General features: G+C 59.9%; 18 protein-coding genes. 7 read left to right on the forward strand and 11 right to left on the reverse strand.

Going from position 1 to position 19,179, the window contains the following annotated elements:
* Positions 1 to 1,542, forward strand: coding sequence for an Asp-tRNA(Asn)/Glu-tRNA(Gln) amidotransferase subunit GatB (gene gatB, locus RAE19_RS08330; RefSeq protein WP_313874434.1), 1,542 nt, complete (start codon positions 1 to 3; stop codon positions 1,540 to 1,542).
* A gap of 3 nt (positions 1,543 to 1,545) precedes the next feature.
* Here the strand turns inward: gatB and RAE19_RS08335 are convergent, their stop codons facing one another.
* Together RAE19_RS08335 and pyrE are read right to left on the reverse strand one after the other, a co-directional pair.
* Entirely contained in the window at positions 1,546 to 2,208 is a 663-nt protein-coding gene (locus RAE19_RS08335) for a DUF4124 domain-containing protein (protein ID WP_313874435.1), read from the reverse strand.
* The gene (gene pyrE, locus RAE19_RS08340) at positions 2,209 to 2,883 is read right to left on the reverse strand and encodes an orotate phosphoribosyltransferase (RefSeq protein ID WP_313874436.1); all 675 of its coding nucleotides are present in this window, start codon (positions 2,881 to 2,883) and stop codon (positions 2,209 to 2,211) included. It abuts the gene before it with no gap.
* Positions 2,884 to 2,893: 10 nt separating this feature from the next.
* Between pyrE and RAE19_RS08345 the strand changes: the two genes are divergently transcribed.
* Positions 2,894 to 3,685 (forward strand): exodeoxyribonuclease III, encoded by a 792-nt coding sequence (locus RAE19_RS08345; RefSeq protein WP_313874437.1) that lies wholly within the window; start codon positions 2,894 to 2,896, stop codon positions 3,683 to 3,685.
* A 300-nt stretch (positions 3,686 to 3,985) separates the two neighbouring features.
* Here RAE19_RS08345 and RAE19_RS08350 read toward each other — a convergent pair whose 3' ends face one another.
* Positions 3,986 to 4,786 (reverse strand): M48 family metallopeptidase, encoded by an 801-nt coding sequence (locus RAE19_RS08350; protein WP_313876203.1) that lies wholly within the window; start codon positions 4,784 to 4,786, stop codon positions 3,986 to 3,988.
* A gap of 1,104 nt (positions 4,787 to 5,890) precedes the next feature.
* Here RAE19_RS08350 and ltrA point away from each other — a divergent pair.
* From ltrA to RAE19_RS08370, 4 genes are all read left to right on the forward strand, one after another.
* On the forward strand, positions 5,891 to 7,645 hold the full coding sequence (gene ltrA / locus RAE19_RS08355; protein WP_313874438.1) for a group II intron reverse transcriptase/maturase: 1,755 nt from the start codon (positions 5,891 to 5,893) through the stop codon (positions 7,643 to 7,645).
* A gap of 72 nt (positions 7,646 to 7,717) precedes the next feature.
* Positions 7,718 to 9,076 (forward strand): AmpG family muropeptide MFS transporter, encoded by a 1,359-nt coding sequence (locus RAE19_RS08360; RefSeq protein WP_430962522.1) that lies wholly within the window; start codon positions 7,718 to 7,720, stop codon positions 9,074 to 9,076.
* Positions 9,077 to 9,180: 104 nt separating this feature from the next.
* The gene (locus RAE19_RS08365; protein WP_313874439.1) at positions 9,181 to 9,897 is read left to right on the forward strand and encodes a response regulator transcription factor; all 717 of its coding nucleotides are present in this window, start codon (positions 9,181 to 9,183) and stop codon (positions 9,895 to 9,897) included.
* Positions 9,898 to 9,903: 6 nt separating this feature from the next.
* Positions 9,904 to 11,151, forward strand: coding sequence for a sensor histidine kinase (locus RAE19_RS08370; RefSeq protein WP_313874440.1), 1,248 nt, complete (start codon positions 9,904 to 9,906; stop codon positions 11,149 to 11,151).
* A 4-nt stretch (positions 11,152 to 11,155) separates the two neighbouring features.
* On the opposite strand, the gene RAE19_RS08375 is transcribed toward RAE19_RS08370, so the two are convergent.
* From RAE19_RS08375 to RAE19_RS08390, 4 genes are all read right to left on the reverse strand, one after another.
* Positions 11,156 to 12,415, reverse strand: coding sequence for an ROK family transcriptional regulator (locus RAE19_RS08375; protein WP_313874441.1), 1,260 nt, complete (start codon positions 12,413 to 12,415; stop codon positions 11,156 to 11,158).
* Positions 12,416 to 12,506: 91 nt separating this feature from the next.
* Positions 12,507 to 13,295 (reverse strand): ATP-binding cassette domain-containing protein, encoded by a 789-nt coding sequence (locus RAE19_RS08380; protein ID WP_313874442.1) that lies wholly within the window; start codon positions 13,293 to 13,295, stop codon positions 12,507 to 12,509.
* Positions 13,295 to 14,254, reverse strand: coding sequence for an ABC transporter permease (locus RAE19_RS08385; protein ID WP_313874443.1), 960 nt, complete (start codon positions 14,252 to 14,254; stop codon positions 13,295 to 13,297). The genes RAE19_RS08380 and RAE19_RS08385 overlap by 1 nt, the downstream gene beginning before the upstream one ends.
* 141 nt (positions 14,255 to 14,395) lie before the next feature.
* Complete coding sequence (locus RAE19_RS08390; protein WP_313874444.1) at positions 14,396 to 15,382, reverse strand: sugar ABC transporter substrate-binding protein; 987 nt, start codon at positions 15,380 to 15,382, stop codon at positions 14,396 to 14,398.
* 129 nt (positions 15,383 to 15,511) lie between these two features.
* On the opposite strand from RAE19_RS08390, the gene RAE19_RS08395 reads away from it, so the two are divergent.
* On the forward strand, positions 15,512 to 16,174 hold the full coding sequence (locus RAE19_RS08395) for a nucleoside/nucleotide kinase family protein (protein ID WP_313874445.1): 663 nt from the start codon (positions 15,512 to 15,514) through the stop codon (positions 16,172 to 16,174).
* A gap of 285 nt (positions 16,175 to 16,459) precedes the next feature.
* Here RAE19_RS08395 and waaF read toward each other — a convergent pair whose 3' ends face one another.
* Genes waaF through RAE19_RS08415 form a run of 4 tightly spaced genes read right to left on the reverse strand, consistent with a single transcriptional unit; the run spans position 16,460 to position 19,165 of the window.
* On the reverse strand, positions 16,460 to 17,494 hold the full coding sequence (gene waaF, locus RAE19_RS08400; protein WP_313876205.1) for a lipopolysaccharide heptosyltransferase II: 1,035 nt from the start codon (positions 17,492 to 17,494) through the stop codon (positions 16,460 to 16,462).
* An 8-nt stretch (positions 17,495 to 17,502) separates the two neighbouring features.
* A complete protein-coding gene (locus RAE19_RS08405) occupies positions 17,503 to 17,709 on the reverse strand; it encodes a zinc-finger domain-containing protein (protein ID WP_313874446.1) in 207 nt (68 codons plus the stop codon).
* Between the two features lie 2 nt (positions 17,710 to 17,711).
* Positions 17,712 to 18,662: a branched-chain amino acid transaminase gene (locus RAE19_RS08410; RefSeq protein WP_296510026.1), complete on the reverse strand. Its 951-nt coding sequence runs from the start codon at positions 18,660 to 18,662 to the stop codon at positions 17,712 to 17,714.
* 50 nt (positions 18,663 to 18,712) lie between these two features.
* Positions 18,713 to 19,165, reverse strand: a complete 453-nt coding sequence (locus RAE19_RS08415) for a glycerate kinase (RefSeq protein ID WP_313874447.1) — start codon at positions 19,163 to 19,165, stop codon at positions 18,713 to 18,715.
* Positions 19,166 to 19,179 lie beyond the last annotated feature (14 nt).

The raw sequence follows: 19,179 nt of genomic DNA on the forward strand, positions 1-19,179 counted from the left end.
ATGAGTGAGACCGTGAACACATTCGAAGCACAACAACAGGGCCGCCCCACCGGTCCGCTGGTGCACGGCTACGAGGTCATCATTGGCTTTGAGACCCACGCCCAGCTCTCGACCCTGTCGAAGATCTTTTCCCGCGCTAGTATCGCCTTTGGCGCTGAGCCCAACACCCAGGCCTGCGCGGTGGACCTGGCCTTGCCGGGCACCCTGCCGGTAATGAACAAGGGCGCGGTAGAACGCGCCATCCAGTTCGGACTCGCGATCGGCTCCCACATTGCGCCACGCAGCGTTTTTGCCCGCAAGAATTACTTCTACCCGGATCTGCCCAAGGGCTACCAAATCAGCCAGTTTGAGATTCCGGTGGTGCAAGGCGGCGCGGTGGAATTCTTTCTCGAGACAGGCAAAGGCGCCGACTTGATACGGGAAAAGAAAACCGTGCGCTTGGTGCGCGCGCACCTCGAAGAAGATGCGGGCAAGTCTTTGCACGAAGACTTCATCGGGCAAAGCGGTATTGACCTGAACCGCGCGGGCACACCCCTGCTGGAGATCGTGACGGAGCCCGACATGCGCTCCAGCGCCGAAGCCGTGGCCTACGCCAAAGAACTGCACAAGATCGTGACTTGGATCGGCATCTGCGACGGCAACATGCAAGAAGGCTCCTTCCGCTGCGACGCCAACGTATCGGTCCGCAAACCGGGCCAGCCCCTCGGCACGCGCCGTGAGATCAAGAACCTGAACAGTTTCAAGTTCATGCAGCAGGCCATCGACTACGAGGTGCGCTGGCAGATCGAGCAGATCGAAGACGGGTTGGAAATCCAGCAAGCCACCGTGCTTTTCAACCCTGACACCGGCGAAACCCGCGCCATGCGCACCAAGGAAGACGCAGCCGACTACCGCTATTTTCCGGACCCGGACCTACCGCCGCTATGTATTTCAGAGCAGTGGATCGAGACAGTTCGCGGGCAAATGGCCGAATTGCCTCGTAATATGGCCGCGCGTTTCCAAGCGGATTACGGTCTGAGTGAGTACGACGCGACGCAGCTCACGCAAAGCCAATCCATCGCAAAGTATTTTGAATCCACGGCAAAGACCAGCGGGCAACCTAAGTTAGCAGCCAACTGGGTATTGGGTGAGGTGTCAGCATTTACAAACAAGCAAGGCATTTCCATCGACGATCCAGAGGTACCAAATCCGATTGCGGTTGGCGAAATCGTGAAGCGTATTGCGTCCGGAGAGATCAACGGTGGTGGCGCGAAGACTGCGTTCCAAGCACTCTGCACCGAACGCCATAACGACATCAGTGATCTGGCGGGATTTGTTGAGAAGATCATCATTGACCGCGATCTCAAGCAAATGAACGACACCGGCGCGTTGGAAGCGATCGTCGTTCAAGTAATTGAAGCCAACGCCAAGAACGTGGCCGAATTCAAGGCAGGTAACGAGAAAGCCCTGAACGGCTTGGTGGGTCAGATCATGAAGGCCAGCAAAGGCAAGGCGAACCCGCAACAGGTCAACGACCTGCTGCGCAGCAAACTCGCGGACTAACCCTTACCGGTTGGCAGCGGCTGCGGCGGCCCAGAGCTGTCGCAGCCGAACCAGTTCATCGTCAAAGCGGGCATTGACGCGTTTGGCCTCAGCGTCCTGCTCGCTGATAAACCGCTCTTGCACCGCTTTGCTCTGCTCGTTTTCTTCGAGCTGCCGACGCAGGTATGCAGGTGCTTTGTTGGGGTCCTTTTTGTAGAACTCCATCTCCGCATCAATGGCGAGGCGCTGCTTGGCGAGCTCATCCACGCGGTTGGTGGCAGCCTTCACGACCACCGCAATTTGGGCCAGTGCATCTGATCGTTCCTGGTCGTGCACAACTTTGCTCGGGTAGCGCACCAATAGGGCACGGTCCCGGCGCTTTTCTTCGGCGATCCGGTTGCGGTCCTCTTGTTCGCGCTTCTCGCGCGCCTCCAGTTCCGCCCGTTCTTTGGAAGTCAAACTGGGGCCGACCTTGGCGCGGGTGGTTCCGCTGGGGTTCAAGATCCTTTGCTCGCGATCAATACATTCTTGAATCGGTCGATCAGCGGTGAGCTTGCGGCCCTTTGCATCCACACAGGTGTAGATGCCCCCGGCAGCAGGCGCTGAACTCTGGGCGCTCGCCGTGGGCACGACACCCAGGCAAAGCCCTCCCCACACCATCGTTGCCACCAAGGCGGACTGCTTCATTTATTCACTTTCATCGACACCGTAACGCTGACGGTAAGCCAGTACACGCTCGGCGTCTGCTGCGGACCCATCGGTCTCTTGCAAATACTGCATCAAATCGCCCAGCTTCGCAATTGCGCAGACGTTCAAGCCCAGCTGACCACGCACGTATTGCACAGCACTGTATGGCACATCTTTGCCGTTCTCCGTTGCCATCTCCTGCCGGTCCAGTGCAATGCATACGGCATGTGGAATCGCACCGGCGGCTTGAATGATGGCGATCGACTCGCGCGCTGCGGTCCCGGCAGACATGACGTCATCCACAATCAATACGCGACCTTTCAGGGGAGCTCCGACCAATGTGCCGCCCTCACCATGGTCTTTGGCCTCTTTGCGGTTGTAGGCAAAAGGCACGTTGCGACCCCGGCGAGCCAGCTCAATCGCAACAGCAGCGCCCAGCGGAATACCCTTGTAGGCAGGCCCGAACACCATGTTAAACTCGATGCCGCTTTCGATCAAGCGCTCCGCATAAAATCCCGCGAGCTGCCCCAGTTTGGCGCCATCGTCAAACAGGCCAGCATTGAAAAAGTAGGGGCTCATGCGACCGGCTTTGGTCTTGAATTCGCCGAATCGCAGCACGCCACATGCCACAGCAAACTGTACAAACTCTTGTGCCAACGGGTCTTTGTCCGACATGGGGAAATCCTTGTTTAAATTAACCAGCCTGAACCTAAACGGCATCCGTTCCGCCACCAGCAAAGGCCTTGAAGCCTGGCTTGCCCAAGCGCAGCCCGATTGTATTTGCGTCCAGGAAGTCAAAGCCCAGGCCACGGACGTTGCGGGTAAGTTCGAGTCCTTTGGCGATCTGAAAGGGCATTTCCATTTTGCGGAGAAGAAGGGTTATTCCGGTGTGGGCATCTACACCCGGGCCATACCGAGCGACGTCCGGGTGGGATACGGCTCCCAAGAGTTCGACGCGGAGGGTCGCTATGTGGAGCTGCGTTTTGACACGCCCAGCCGCAAGTTCTCCATCATCAGCGCGTACTTCCCGAGCGGCTCTTCCGGAGAAGACCGGCAGGCCGCCAAGTTCCGATTCCTGGAAGAGTTTTACCCCCATCTCCAGGACCTCCGGTCAGGGCGTGAGTTGGTGCTGTGTGGCGACCTCAATATTGCGCACCAAGAGATTGACCTGAAAAACTGGAAAGGCAACAAAAAGAACTCCGGCTTTTTGCCCGAAGAGCGGGCGTGGATGACCAAGGCGCTCACCGACGGAGGGCTGGTAGATGTGTACCGCACGCTACACCCGACAGCCACCGAAGAATGCTACACATGGTGGAGCAATCGCGGACAGGCCTACGCCAAGAACGTGGGCTGGCGACTCGACTACCACTTGGCCACCCCTGCTTTCGCCGCCACAGCCAAGGAAGTCGCCATTTACAAGGCCGAGAAGTTTTCCGACCATGCACCCGTTACCGTCGCCTACGACTGGAATTTTTGACCGGTTGCCAAGCAACAGCGGGGCTGTGATCTCCCAACAAAAAGAGCCCTCTCGGGGCTCTTTTTTTATGGCTTCTGCGCTTTGCGACGTCAGGCCACTGCACCCAAAACGGCCAGTCCACCCAACATCAGGGCATAAATCTTTGTCGTCGCAGTCCTTGTCGTTAAACATCAGCAATGCACTCTGTTTATCGTTGCTCAAGACCATGCCCACGCGGGAGTCACCATACACAAACGCGGTGCCCAAGTTGCCCTGCAGAAGAAACTGAAGTTCAGTTTTCCGGTGCCTTTCAGGCACGCTTCAAGGCACTTTTTTGGATTTTTCAGGCTTTTGAGCCTTCGCATACAGGGGCACCACTTGCGCCATGGCCGCTTCCATGTCGGCAATCCGGGTATCGCCGGCAGGGTGGGTCGACAGCCATTGCGGCGGCGCATTCTTGTTGGCGGCCGACATCTTTCGCCACAGGGTGATGCCCGCGCGCGGGTCGTAACCCGCGCGGGCAGCAAGCTCCAGCCCGACCAGATCGGCCTCGGACTCATCTTCACGGCTGAACTTCAAGGTCAAGAGCTGGGCACCGTATTGGGTGACTGTTTGCCCGATCTGCCCAAGCCCGAGCACCTGCGACAGCAAGTTCGCACCCAGCCCGGTCGCTGCAGTTTTACCCATCCGCTCGCGGGCATGCTCCCGCAAGGCATGGGCGATTTCGTGGCCCATGACCATGGCGACTTCGTCATCCGTGAGTTTGAGCGTATCGAGAATGCCGGTGTAGAAAGCGATCTTCCCCCCCGGCATGCAAAAAGCATTGATCTGCTTGGATCCGATCAGGTTGATCTCCCACCGCCAGTCTTTCGCGCGAGGATTCCATTCATTGGCGTAAGGGATGATGCGCCGCGCGATCGCCCTCAAACGCTGTACTTGAGGATGCTCATTCCCGGCCAGCGCCCTTTGCTGCTGCGCCTGGGCCAGCATCTGCGCGTATTGCTGCGCTGCGGACTGCTCAATGTCGCTCGCAGACACCAGTTTGCTGAATGCGGAGTTGCCCCCCACCTCCACGCCCTCCCTCGCCGACACGGCCGGGGTGAACACGGTGCAACCCACCATCAACAAGCCGCCAACCCAGCGGATCAGGGATGGGCGGAGGCGACTCACAGGACAAAGATCACTCAACATGGCAGCGTTTGACTCCAAAGTGGACAGGTATTATTCCCCGATGGTGCGACTCGATGTCGCTTCATAGGTCTTCGGATCTACTCATACTTTGAACTGCTCTCCCTCTGGGAGAGACACCAAAAGCCCCTCTCAAAGGGGCTTAAAAGGTGCAGTCGGATGGCATAAATTTGGCTGCACTAAGCTACCCCACAAGGGCGGCTAATGTGTGTTTTGGCGGGCTCACGCCTCCAAAACGTTGCATACACACTACATTTACACCTGTAAATGCAAGTTGTTACAAATTTTTACAACTTGCCATCCAAACCATCAAAGTAACTGAGAGCGGCACCGCTCTCTGTGTCTTGTTTTCTACCAAAACCACGTCTGGAACGACGTGACCTCGACTGTACGTGCGTCTGGAGTAATCCGGGGGTGCGGAGCTACGGTTAAACGACCCGTGCGTGAGCACACAAGACTGGCGCGAGCCAGTTCCAACACACACGAACAAGAAGTGGGTAGGTCGCCGAGGTAAAGGGTATGGGAAATGTAATGTGAACTTTCGTCTGAACCGTCGTAAGAATAGCCCAGCTTACTCTTGTTTCTTCCGAAAGGAAGGAGCTGTAGCCAAAAGGCATGAAGTCAGGAAAGGCACGTCATCGAGTGTCTTTCGTCTCCCGACAGACTTCCGGCGGATAGAAGGTCCCTAACCCCATCATTGGACAAGCCAGTCCAATGGACACAGAGGGAAACGAGGTAAACCCCACTCATCGCCAACTCCGAAAGGATGCGGCAACCCGCGAGTAATCAAGGGCCATGGTGGAGGGGGCAGAGGAAGAGGCAAAAAGCAAACGCCGGCCTGTAATGGGACGGATAGGTCATGCCTAAGCGAAAGCGAGCAGACTTGCCTCAGGTGCGACAGCGTGAAGCCGCTGCAAATTCAACTAACGACCCGGAGGGGGCTATCCCTTCGGGGAGAGCTACCCCTCCAGAGAGTTGTTCACACGTGTGAACACTCCTGCACGAAAGTGCGGGCCGCACACCTAACTGGAGGACGGTATGGAAAACAACCGCAAGGTTGCTGCGTCTCCAGACAAACCTACTAACTGGCATGCCATCGACTGGAAGCTCGTTACGGAATTTGTAGGGAAGACGCAGCTGCGCATAGCGCAGGCAGAAACGGAGAAGGACTTCCGACGGGTCGCGAGACTCACAAGAAGCCTGACCCGATCTTGGCAGGCTAAGGCATTAGCGGTCAGGAAAGTAACCACGAACAAAGGGAAGCAGACGAGCGGCGTCGACTGCGCACTTTGGGACACGCCAACAAGAAAATGGGATGCGATAGGTTGTCTGAATCCACGGGGGTACAAGGCTCGCCCATTAAAGCGGGTCTATATCCCCAAGCCTGACGGGAAGGAACGCCCCCTGGGCATACCGACCATGAGGGACAGAGCGATGCAAGCGCTCTACTTGCTTGCACTGGAGCCCACTGTGGAGTGCGCGTCCGATCCAAATAGCTACGGCTTCAGGAAAGGGCGATCAACGCATGACGCACGGAGCCAGTTGTTTGTGTCTCTATCCATGAAGGCCTCAGCCCGATGGGTGCTCGACGCAGACATCAAAGGGTTCTTTGACAACATCAATCACGACTGGCTGCTGAACCACGTCCACATGGACAAGGAGATGCTGAGGAAGTGGCTGAAATCTGGAGTAGTTGACGCGGGTCAACTCCAGCGCACGGATGAGGGCACGCCGCAAGGCGGCATCATCTCGCCGACCCTCGCGAACATCACGCTGAATGGACTTGAACAGGGACTCGACAACTTCCTCCGGAAGACGTTGGGAACCAAACTAACCAAGCAAGCAAAGGTGAACGCGATCCGATATGCAGATGACTTTGTGGTGACAGGCGCTTCAAAAGAGCTGCTTGAAACCGTGGTCCGACCATGGATTGTGGAATTCCTGCGAGAGCGGGGTCTCACACTGTCCGCGGAAAAGACACGCATCTTGCATATTGACGAAGGATTCGATTTCCTTGGGTGGAACTTCCGCAAGTACAAAGGGAAACTGCTCATCAAACCAAATCAAAAAAACGTGAAAGCGTTCTATGACAAGGTAAGAGGAATCATCGCCACTTCGGTGTCGGTTCCAACAGAAACGCTGATAAAGCGCCTGAACCCAGTCCTCAAAGGCTGGGCGATGTACCACAGAGGAACTGTTGCTAAGGACATCTTTAGCAAAGTCGACCATCTAATCTACTGGCGGCTGAAACGTTGGGGTCTACGCAGACACCCACGCAAAACCGCTGGGTGGATCTACCGCCACTACTGGAAACAATGTGGCTCAAGGAAACAGTTCGCTGGTTTACAAGATGACCCCTTTGGGGGTAGTGAGAGGATACCGCTTCCGCTGTATCTCCTGACGGACACGAAAATTGTTCGTCACATCAAAGTACGAGGGGATTACAACCCTTACCACCCTGACTGGATCGCCTACGGCGAGAAACTGCGCGTGCAAAGGATGGGTGACACCATCTGGAGCGGACAAAGGGCCTCCTTGTGGTTTTCCCAAAATGGTAGATGCGCTCTCTGTCAACAAGAAATCGACATAGCTGATGAAAACATGGACGACCACCACATCGTCTATCGGCAGCTAGGGGGGAGTGATGCTCTCTCCAATCGGATGCTCCTACATCCGTTCTGTCACTGGCGGGTCCACGCCCTAGGTTTGAAGGTTATCAAGCCGGTCCCCAGTACGGGGGACTTAAATCTGAAAAAGCGGTCGAAGGGAATGCAACCTGACGACACCGTTTAATCAGTGGTCGTACGTGAGCCGTGTGCGGTGAAAGTCGCAAGCACGGTTCGATGGGGGGGATATCATCGAAAGATGGTATCCCTACCCTCCAGTTCCCTAACGCCCGACACCCCCGCTACCGCCGACAAACCCCACTGGCGGGACATGCTCAAGGTCTATGCAGAACCGGCCTCGCTGCGGATGCTAGCGCTGGGCTTCTCGGCGGGACTGCCCTTCTTGCTGGTGTTCGGAACCTTGAGCTTCTGGTTGCGCGAAGCCGGCGTCGACCGCAGCACCATTGGCCACATGAGCTGGGTGGGCATCGCCTTCGGCTTCAAGTGGGCGTGGGCCCCCTTGGTGGACCGCTTGCCAATCCCTTTGCTCACCGCCGCGCTCGGCCGCCGCCGCAGCTGGCTGCTCGTGGCGCAAGCGGCCATCATGGCGGCACTCTGCACCATGGCCCTGACCGACCCGCGCAACGCCTTGACCCCGGTGGTGTGGTGCGCGATTGCGTTGGCTTTTGCCTCTGCGACCCAGGATATTGCGCTGGATGCGTTTCGCATCGAATCCGGCGACAGCCAGCACCAAGCCGCACTGTCTGCCACCTACATGGCGGGCTACCGGCTGGCCATGATCTGGGCGGGCGCAGGTGCCCTTTGGATTGCAGCGGCCAACGAAACCCCCAGCGCCGACCTGTACCAATACGCGGCCTGGCGCACCGCCTACCTGGTCATGGCGATGAGCATGCTGCCAGGCATGTTGGTGGTGCTCTTGTCCAAAGAACCCGCACCCGCGCCTCTGCGCCCGGCCCGCAACGCCGGTGAATGGCTACAAAGTGCACTGATTGAGCCCTTCGCCGAGTTTGTGCGGCGCCACCGCTGGCATGCAGTGTTGATCTTGTCCTTGATTGCCACCTACCGCATCAGCGATGTGGTCATGGGCATCATGGCCAACCCGTTTTACGTGGACATGGGCTACACCAAGGGCGAAGTTGCGGCGATTACCAAGGTCTATGGCGTCATCATGACGCTGGTCGGCGCCTTTGTCGGCGGCGCGCTGGCGCTGCGCATGGGCGTGCTCAAAGTCTTGATGCTGGGCGCAGTGCTGAGTGCCGGCAGCAACCTGCTGTTTGCCTGGCTGGGCACCCGCGGGCACGACCTACACGCCTTGATGGCGGTGATCTCGGCCGACAACTTCTCCAGCGGGATTGCGACTGCGGCGTTTGTGGCCTATCTGTCCTCACTCACCAACATCCAATACTCGGCCACCCAATATGCGCTGTTCAGCTCCATGATGGTGTTGCTGCCCAAGTTTCTGGCCGGCTTCTCGGGCGATGTGGTCAACGCGGTCGGGTACACCCCATTTTTCGTGGGTACTGCCTGCATCGGGCTACCTGTGCTGGTGCTGATCGTTTTAGCGTCACGCATCAAATCGACCCCTAGCGCTCATTAATCAAGCACCTATTGCTATATATTTAATAGCAAAATTTACCCAACTTTACGGAATCTTCAAGCCAGCCGCATCTGGGCAGGGATGGTCACCGCTAGACTGCGGGCATGCGCCAAAACCTGCTCATGATCGAAGACGATGCCCGGCTAGCCTCTATGGTGGCCGAGTACCTCGAACAATCCGGCTTCTCCGTAGCCCACGCGGGCGATGGACATAGCGGTCTCGCCCGGCTCGCCGCAGACAGCGGAGTCCCGCCACCGGACTTGGTGATCCTGGACCTGATGCTCCCGGACATGGACGGTCTCGAGATTTGCCGCCGCATCCGCGCCCTGCCCGGCGCGATGGGGCAAGTCCCTGTACTGATGCTGACCGCCAAAGGGGATGCGATGGACCGCATCATCGGGCTGGAAATCGGCGCCGACGACTACCTGCCCAAGCCCTTTGAACCCCGCGAACTGCTGGCACGGATTCGCGCCATCCTGCGGCGCAAGGGGGAGACACCCGCCACGAACGCCAAAGCCTTGCGCTTCGGCACCCTCGAAATCGACCGCGATGCCCGCACCGTCACGGTGGCCGGCACCGCCTGCGAGCTCACCTCATACCAATTCGACCTGCTGGTCGCGCTGGCAGAGCGGGCCGGCCGGGTACTGACCCGCGACCAGATCATGGAAGCGGTGCGGGGCCGCGAGCTGGAGGCCTTTGACCGCTCCATCGATGTGCACATGGGCCGCATCCGCGCAGCCATCGAAGCAGACGCCAAGGAGCCCAAACGCATCCTGACGGTCCGTGGCGTGGGTTATGTGTTTGCCCGGCAGCAGGACTAACCGGTAATGCTGCACAAGCTGTATGTCCGCATCTGGCTGGCCGTGGTGCTCACGGTCGTGGTGCTGACCTTGCTGGTCGGATGGGTGTGGCGCATGACCAGCGAGCCGCCCCTGCGGGAAGTCGTAGTGCGCAATGAATTTGGCGAGGTCATCGGCAACGGCCGGGCCCGCCTGAGCCGCCCGCCACCGGTACCCGGCCTCAGCCTGGGAGACCATCCGCCCCCGCCCGACACCAAAGACGACGCCAGCGATGACCGCGATAGCGAGCGCCCGGGCCGTTTCGGCCGGGGTCCGGAGTTTCTGGTGCGCATGGCCGATGGCCAAACCATTCACCTGCACCTGCCGCGACCGCCCAATAACAATTTCAAGGCCCCCTTCGGCTTTGCCTGGACGCTTGCGCTGGTCGCGGTTGCGGTGGCGCTGGGTACTTACCCCATCATCCGCCGTTTGACCCGCAGGCTGGAAACGCTGCAAAACGGGGTTGAGCGCTGGGGCAACGGGGATCTGGGTGCCCGGGTGCGCATGCAGGGCGACGATGAGGTGGGCTTTCTGGCCGCGCGCTTCAACCATGCCGCGGAGCAGATCGAAACCCTGGTGCAGGCGCGCGACACCCTGCTGGCCTCCCAAAAATCACTTCTAGCCAATGCGTCGCACGAGCTACGCTCCCCGCTGGCTCGCATCCGCATGGGGCTGGAGTTGATGGGCAGCACGCCCAGCGCGGCGTTCAAGCAAGAGGTGGCCCGCAACATTGCCGAGCTGGACCAACTGATTGAAGAGATCCTGCTGGCCAGCCGGCTGGATGCCAAAGAAGCCGACCTCGGCACGGTGGAGTCGGTGGATCTTGTCGGGCTGGCCGCCGAAGAATGCGCGCGCAACCAAGCGCTGCTGGATGTTGAGCTGCAGGCTTTTGAGGTTCCCGGTGTCGCCAAACTGCTGCGGCGCGCAGTACGCAACCTGCTGGAAAACGCGCGCCGTTACGGTGCGGGCGACGTGCGTCTGGTGGTGCGCGAAGAGGCCGAGTGGGCCCTGATTCAGGTGTGCGACAGCGGCCCTGGAGTGCCCCCGGAGCAACAACAGCGAATTTTTGAGCCGTTTTACCGGCTGCCAGGCGCTTCTGAGCGAGAGGGCGGCGTCGGACTCGGCCTGGCTTTGGTGAAATCCATCACCGAGCGACACGGCGGCACCGTGCGGTGCACCAACCGGCCGGAAGGCGGCGCCTGCTTCGAGATCCGCTTGCCGCTCAAAGGCGCTTAAGGTCTCAGGCGGTGACCTTGAGAAAAAGGTCGCGGTCGGGGGCAAAGTTTTCATGCAGGGGCAGCAAGGCCCCCCCCAAAGCCCGCGCATCTGACCCGATGCTGCCGGCAATCACTTTGGCTGGCCACAGGCCTTCCCAGTCGTAGTTGCGCAGGGCTGAGGTGGTCTGGTCGATCAGGCGCTTGAGCATGGCGCGGCTGAACGATCCGTCGATCACCACCGCGTCCAGATCCAAAAATGCCGTGCCACTCACTACACACTGCGCCAGGCCTTGAGCCGCACTGGCAATCCAGGCTTCGGTAAGGGGCGCATAAGCACCCTCCAGCGCACGGTCGTCGTAGGCGGCGGCGGGGTCGAGGCCGCTGGCCTTGAAATGCTGCTCCAACTCCCACAAAGAAGCGTGGGCCAATAGCTGCTCCGGCACCGCACCACCGCTGGCCACCTGCAAGGGCAGCGAAGCGACAGCCCCCGCATTGCCATGAATGCCGCCGTGCAAGTGCGAGTTCAGCACCAATCCACCGCCGACAAACGTGTCGACAAACAGGTACAAAAAGCTCTTCAAATCACGCCCGCGCCCGGCCACCAGCTCTGCCACACACGCCGCTTGGGTGTCCTTGGCGAAGCTCACCGGTACATCGGTCATCGCCTGGACTTGCGCCGCAAGGTCAATATGGTTCCATTGGTCAGACACCGAGGCCGACAGGCCCAGCATCTTGTGCCAGCCACCCAGGTTAAAGGGGGCCGCTACCCCGACACCCACGATGCGCGGGGCCAAGGCGCCCAAGCCATCCTGAAGGCTGCGCATGCGGCTTTGCACTTGCGGGAGCAACGTATCCGCATCGGGGAAGCTGTAGGACAAGGTTTCGCGCGCCCTGACCACGCCGGTGAAGTCGACCAACAACCAGTCGGCACTGCGGCGGCCGATCTTGATGCCCATCGAGAAGGCGCCGTCGGGGTTCAAAGCCATCGGTACCGAGGGCTGTCCGATGCGGCCGCGCACGCGGTCCTGGCGCAGCAGCAAGCCATCGTCCTCGAGGCGGGTGGTGATCAGTCCGATGGTTTGGGCTGTGAGGCCGGTCAAGCGGGCTAAATCGGCCTTGGGCAGGCTGCCGTTTAGCCGGATCGCCTGCAGTACCACCCGCTCATTGAACTGGCGCATACCCACATGGTTGGAGCCCCGTGGCCGCAATACCGAAGGAGCATGGGCTGCTGTCGAAGCCGGGGCTTCGGGCAAGGCATTGGGCAGGGTGGCTTCAAAATTCATGGTCTTCAGATTTTCACCGATGAAGCCCGTGCGAACCAGATTAGTTTTAGGGGACTTCCCCGCCCTGTAGCCTTGCTGCATGCCCCCGGCCTCACGCCAGCGCAGAGGCCGGAATGTCTTCAACCGCTTTGGCGCCGGTCATGACGGCGACGGTGTCGCTCATGCTGATTTCTTTCGGATTCACCACGCATGCCCGTTTGCCGAGGCGCTGGATATGAATCCGGTCCGCGATTTCAAACACATGGGGCATGTTGTGGCTGATCAGAATCACCGGCAGCCCCTTGTCGCGCACCCGGCGGATCAACTCAAGCACCATGTTGCCCTCTTTGACACCCAAGGCCGCAGTCGGCTCGTCCATGATGACCACATGCTGGGCAAAAGCGGCCGCGCGGGCGACCGCCACGCACTGGCGCTGCCCACCGGACAGGGTTTCCACCGCCTGGGTCATCGAGCGGATGCCAACCTTGAGGTCATTCATGCGCGAAACCGCCTCTTCGAGCATGCGTTTTTTGTCGAGTGACCGGAACACACTGCCCAACACGCCGGGGCGGCGGAGTTCGCGGCCCAGAAACAGGTTTTCAGCAATCGACATTGCTGGCGCCACTGCAAGGTCTTGGTACACGGTTTCGATGCCGTGGCGGCGCGCGTCGATCGGCGAGCGGAACAGCACTGGTTTGCCATCGAGCTCCATGCTGCCTTCATCCGGCACCACAGCACCCGACAAGGCCTTGATCAGGCTGGATTTACCGGCACCGTTGTCGCCGATCACCGCCAAAATTTCTCCGGCGCGGAGTTCAAAATCTACACCATCAAGGGCGGTAACACCGCCATAGCGCTTGACCAGTCCACTGGCCTTCAAAACGATTTGCGGGCTGCTCATTAGCGTGCTCCCTTGCGTGAAAGTTGGTCGGCTGCCACCGCCAGAATGACCAGAATGCCGGTAATCAGGGTTTGGTACACCGATGCCACATCCATCAGCGTCAGTCCGTTGCGGAACACACCCACGATGACAGCACCCACCAGCGAGCCCAGAATCACACCCCGGCCGCCGAACAAAGAGGTACCGCCCAGAACCACCGCGGTAATCGCGTCCAGATTCTCGGTCTGGCCCGCTTGCGGGTCACCCACACCAGTGCGCGCCACCGACAAGAGCGCGGCCACGCCATACAAGACGCCAGCCATCACATACACCCCGAGCAACACCCGGTCGACAGAAATACCGGTCAAGCGGACGGCCTCAGGGTTGTTACCCACGGCATAGACGTGGCGGCCGGCGGCGGTATCCCGCAGCAGGTGCCAGGCCAGCAAATACATGCCCAGCATGACGACGGTGCCCCAGGCCACCGAGGTGCCGCCGAGACTGAAGGTATTGCCCAGCGCGGTCATGGATTCCGGCAGGTTACCCACGGTTTGCGCTTCAGAATAAATTTGGGTGATGGCGAAGGCGATATTCATGGTGCCCAAGGTCACGATGAAAGAGGGCAACTTCACACGGGTTACCAGCAAGCCGTTAAGCAAGCCGAACGATGCGGTGACCAGAATCCCGCACAGCACCGCCCAGAAGGGGGGAATGCCCAGGTCCATGGTGAACTTGGTCATCACGATGCCGCCCAGCGCCATGACCATGCCGCAGGACAGATCGATACCGGCGGTCAGAATAATGAGTGTCTGCCCGATCGCGAGCAAACCCACCACCATGACCTGCTGCAATACGAGGGACAGGTTCTCACCCGTCAGAAAGCGGTCGGACTGGGTGGCGAAAAAGGTGCACGCAGCCAACAAGGCGAGCCACGGTCCGAGCATGGCCCATGGAATTTGTTTGGTATTGGTTGTAGCCATGGTGTGGTCCGGAGTGACGCCGGATTCGCTTGAAAACAGGAGGCGCGTGGCGCCGACTCAGGGAAACACGGGGCCCGGCATTTGCGCGTGCAAAACACCGGCCCCGGATGGAGCTGAACGCAGTGTCAGCCCCGGTTCAACTTACTTCTTGCCCCAGCACAGATCGGTGCCGGTTTTGACGTCTTTGCTGTCAACGCCTGCCACGGGCTTGCCGGCGATCAGGGTCACGCCTGTGTCCACATAGCCGGAGGCTTTTTTGCCGCCCTTGGCGTATTCCACGCCGGCAGCCACACCCATAGCGGCCATCTTCAGGGGGTATTGCTGCGAGGTCGCTGCGATCACGCCCTTGCCCACATCGGCCACGCCGGCACAGCCGCCGTCGACCGAGACGATCAGCACGCCTTTTTCCTTGCCCGCTTTTTTCAGTGCGTTGTAGGCACCTGCAGCAGCTGGCTCATTAATGGTGTACACCACGTTGATGGCCGGGTCCTTTTGCAAGCAGGTTTCCATGGCGGTCTGGCCCTTGGCCTGGTTGCCATCGGTATCGGCAGCGCAGACGGTTTCTGCGGTTTTAGAGAGTTCGTTGGACTTGGCGTCGTTCGCTTGCAAGCCGAAACCCTTCATGAAGCCGTTGTGGCGCTGTGCGCCCACAGGGTGGCCGGGGAACAGGTCCAACATGGCGATCTTGGCAGGCTTGCCACCGAGTGCGGCCTTGGCGTATTGGCCAATCAACTCACCGGCTTTGTAGTTGTCGGTCGCGAACAAAGCGTCAGCGCCATCAAACGGGCTGTCCAGGGCGATGACTTGCACGCCTTTTTCCTGGGCCTTTTTCACCGCAGGCAGGATCGCATCGCCGGAAGAGGTGATCAGAATGGTTTTCGCGCCGCGAGCAGTCATGTTTTCAATGGCGGCGATTTGGGATGCGGTGTCACCGTCTTTTTTGCCGGACGCGGTCAACAACTTGGCGCCCATTTTTTTCGCTTCAGCGGTCGCGCCTTCCTTCATCTTGACGAAGAAGGGGTTGGTTTCGGTCTTGGTGATCAGGCCGATCACCGGCTCGTTGGCAGCAAAAGCGCCGGAAGCGGCCAAAGCCAATGCGGACAAGATCAGGGGGGCGGATTTCTTCATTCAGGTCTCCTCGGTCAATATGACACTTATGCTTAGGACCCCCGAGAAGGACCCCGGGGAACTACGCACAGGTTTTGGCGTGGTGAGACTATAGACTCATCGATGTTAGTAAATCAAGTTACTTTAATTATGGAAAACCCTTATTTGACGCCAAATAGTGCATCCCCTCAGAGCGCCCTGCCGCCAGAGGCAATCGCCCGTATTGAAGCGCTTTTGTCCAGCGGGCGCCGGACCATTCTGGGGATTGCTGCAGGCCCGGGGGCCGGCAAATCCACCCTGGCACAGGCCCTCCATGCCCGGTTCAGTACGCAGAGCCAATACCTGCCGATGGACGGATTCCACCTCGCCAACCGGGAGCTTGCCCGCTTGCAACAAGGCCACTGCAAGGGTGCGCCGCACACCTTTGACAGCGCAGGCTATGTGCACCTGTTAGAACGTGTGCGCAGCCAGCCCGAGGGCGAGACCATTTACGCCCCCGACTTTGACCGCCAGCTCGAAGAACCCATCGCCGGCGCGATCCCCCTCCATGCGGACAAGCCGCTGATCATCACGGAAGGAAACTACCTGCTGCTCGAGGATGGCGCCTGGTCCCGGGTGCGGGGTTTGCTCGACGAAGCCTGGTACCTGGACTTGGACCCGGCCCTACGCCACGCCCGCTTGCTGGCCCGGCACATGCGGTTCGGACGCAGCGAACCAGAGGCCCGGGCATGGATAGACAGCACGGACGAGCCCAACGCCGTTCGGATCGCAGCCACCCGCCACCATGCGGACTGGGTGCTGCAAAGCTGGTAGCGACTTCAATCCCGGCCGCCCGCATGAGAAAACGCTGCACTGCACCAAAAAATGTGAAAAAAGAGTGCAAATTCACCCGAATGGGGGATACCGCTCTCTCCACATGCGCGAGAAAATTCATCCCAGCTGCTGTCACAGTTCACAAGGATAGAAGAGAAGGCCAAGCAATAGGCCTCCTTCAACAGGTTCCAACGACGTCCCTTCGGGGACTTTATAAAGCCACCCTCGGGTGGCTTTTTTTTGTGCAAAATCAGGCGCTAGCGCTCGCGGAATCTGCGCATACAGCTACAAAATCGATAGCACTTTATCCGGAGTGATGTCGTTCAGGCAGCGTGTGTGCCCCAGCGGACACCCCCGCTTGAAGCACGGCGCGCAATCCAGCGGCGGTTGGTAGGCGGGGTCATTCTTCAGCCACAGGACCGTGGCCGCCGGATTCAGCGGCGGCGTGTGCAGCGGACTGGACGATCCGAAGATCGCCACCTGCGGCACCCCGAATGCGGCCGCGACATGCATGAGGCCCGAGTCGTTGCTCACCATGGCGTGCGCTCCGGCAATCAGCGCGACTGCCTCGTCCAGGCTGGTGCGCCCGGCCAGATTCACACAATGGCCCGGGCGCAGGGCATTCACTGCCTCTGCAATCTCGGTGCACACCGCATCATCCTTGGCCGAGCCCAGCAACAACACCGGCTGCTCCAGCCCCGCAGCCATGGCAGCGAAATGGGCGGCCGGCCAGCGCTTGGCCGGGCCGTACTCGGCGCCCGGTGCCACCACATAAAAACCTTGCGCTTGCAAGCCGCGCGGCGCGAGCACCGCCGCAATCGCGCCGGGCGCAACCTGCAGCGTCGGCCGGTCATGGTCCACGCCGGCTTCGCTACTCAAGGCAGAGTAAAACGCCACCATGGGCGGGCGGCTGTTTTGGGGGGGATTGGGCAGGCGGCGGTTCAGCAGCCCGAAGCGCAGCTCACCCGAGTAGCCCACGCGCACCGGGATGCCGGCCCAAAAAGGGATCAGCGCACTTTTGAGGGAGTTGGGGCACACATAGGCCCGGTCGAATCGGCCCCGCAAACCGGCCGCATAGGCACGGCGCGCAGTCCACTGGACGCCGCCACGCGCAAAGGGCAAGACCAGCACCTCTGCCACCTGGGGCATGGCGCGGTACACCGGTGCCACCCACGGCACCGCAGCCACCGTGATGCGCTCGCCCCGCGCCGCCAACCGGCGTAAGAGCGGCTCGGTCATCACCGCATCCCCGATCCATTGCGGAGCGATGATCAATGACTCCCCACCGAAGCGGCCGGTGGCCGCCTGGCTTGGGGCCATCTGCACGCTCAGTGACCTGCTGCGAAGTGCTCGCCGTCTTTCAGCTTGTACACGGTGCCGCAATACGCGCACTTGGCTTCGCCGGAGCGACCCACATCCAGGTACACCTTGGGGTGGGTGTTCCAGGTTTGCATGCCTGCCACCGGGCTGGGGCAAAACACGCCACCTTGGTGGTTCAAATCGCTGGCCAGGAGTTCAACTACTGCTTGGGACATATTCAGACTTTCGTGAGCCAGTGGGCGTATTTGGGGTTGCGGCCGTTGACGATGTCAAAGAACGCAGATTGGATTTTTTCAGTGATCGGACCACGGCTGCCCACGTAGTCGCCCTTGCCCATGGCAATGCGGTCGAGTTCGCGGATCGGGGTCACTTCCGCGGCGGTGCCGGTGAAGAAGGCTTCGTCAGCGATGTAGACCTCATCGCGGGTGATGCGCTTTTGCACAATTTCCAAGCCCAGATCTTTGGCGATGTGGAACACGGTGTTGCGGGTGATGCCGTTCAGGGCGCCGGCGGACAAGTCGGGGGTGTAGATCACGCCGTTCTTGATGACGAAAATGTTTTCGCCCGCGCCTTCAGACACGAAACCGGAGCTGTCGAGCAACAAGGCTTCGTCGTAGCCGTCATCGGTGGCTTCCATGTTGGCCAGGATGGAGTTGGTGTAGTTGCTCACCGCCTTGGCCTGCGTCATGGTGATGTTGACGTGGTGGCGGGTGTAGCTACTGGTTTTGACGCGGATGCCGCGCTTCATGCCCTCTTCGCCCAGGTACGCACCCCATGGCCATGCAGCGACCATCAAGTGGATGGTGTTGCCCTTGGGGGACACACCCAGCTTTTTGTCGCCGATCCAGGTCAAGGGGCGCAGGTAGCCGGATTCGAGTTTGTTTTCGCGGATCACGGCGCACTGGGCTTCGTTGACTTGCTCCTGGGTGAAGGGGATCGTCATCCGCAGGATCTTGGCGCTGTTGAACAGGCGCTCGGTGTGCTCCTGCAGGCGGAAGATGGCGGGACCGTTCACCGTGTTGTAGGCCCGCACGCCTTCAAAGGCACCGCACCCGTAGTGCAGCGTATGGCTCAGCACGTGGATCTTGGCATCGCGCCATTCGACCATCTGGCCATCCATCCAGATTTTGCCGTCGCGATCAGACATAGAAGGTGGGAGTACGCTCATCGGGTGTCCTTGAAGAGAGGGATTTGCAGGAATTTGCAAAAAGGGGGATTTTACGAGGCCGATTCCACCGCAGCAGCGTGCGCGGGCTCTGGCAGCGCTTTGTCTTGCGAGGGACGCTGCAAGTCCCAGCTTTGGAGCTTGCCGCCGTTGAACACACACAGCACCGTGCTGCCCGCGGTATCGGTCCAGCGGTAGCGCTCAGGTTGGGTGTCTTTGGGGGATTCGAGCTGCCCCAGAGAGCGGGTCATGGCCACCACATGCAGCAAGGGCAAGCCGGCTCTCAAGCGGGCGTGCAACATGACGGCGCTGTCCACATGGCCGATAGGCCGGTTGGCCGCCCGCTTGAGCACTTGCAACATGCGGGTGAAGTGCAGCAGCTGCCACATGATCAGGCCACCGCCCACCAAAGCCACGCCGGGCCAGCCATAGTGCCGGTAGCCGAGGATCAAGGCCGCCAGGGCGGCCAGCGGAATCACGATTCGTTGGATTTTTTGAAACATCATCGGGCGATTTTCGC

This window comes from Rhodoferax potami, assembly GCF_032193805.1.
GTDB classification, from domain to species: Bacteria; Pseudomonadota; Gammaproteobacteria; order Burkholderiales; family Burkholderiaceae_C; genus Allorhodoferax; species Allorhodoferax potami_A.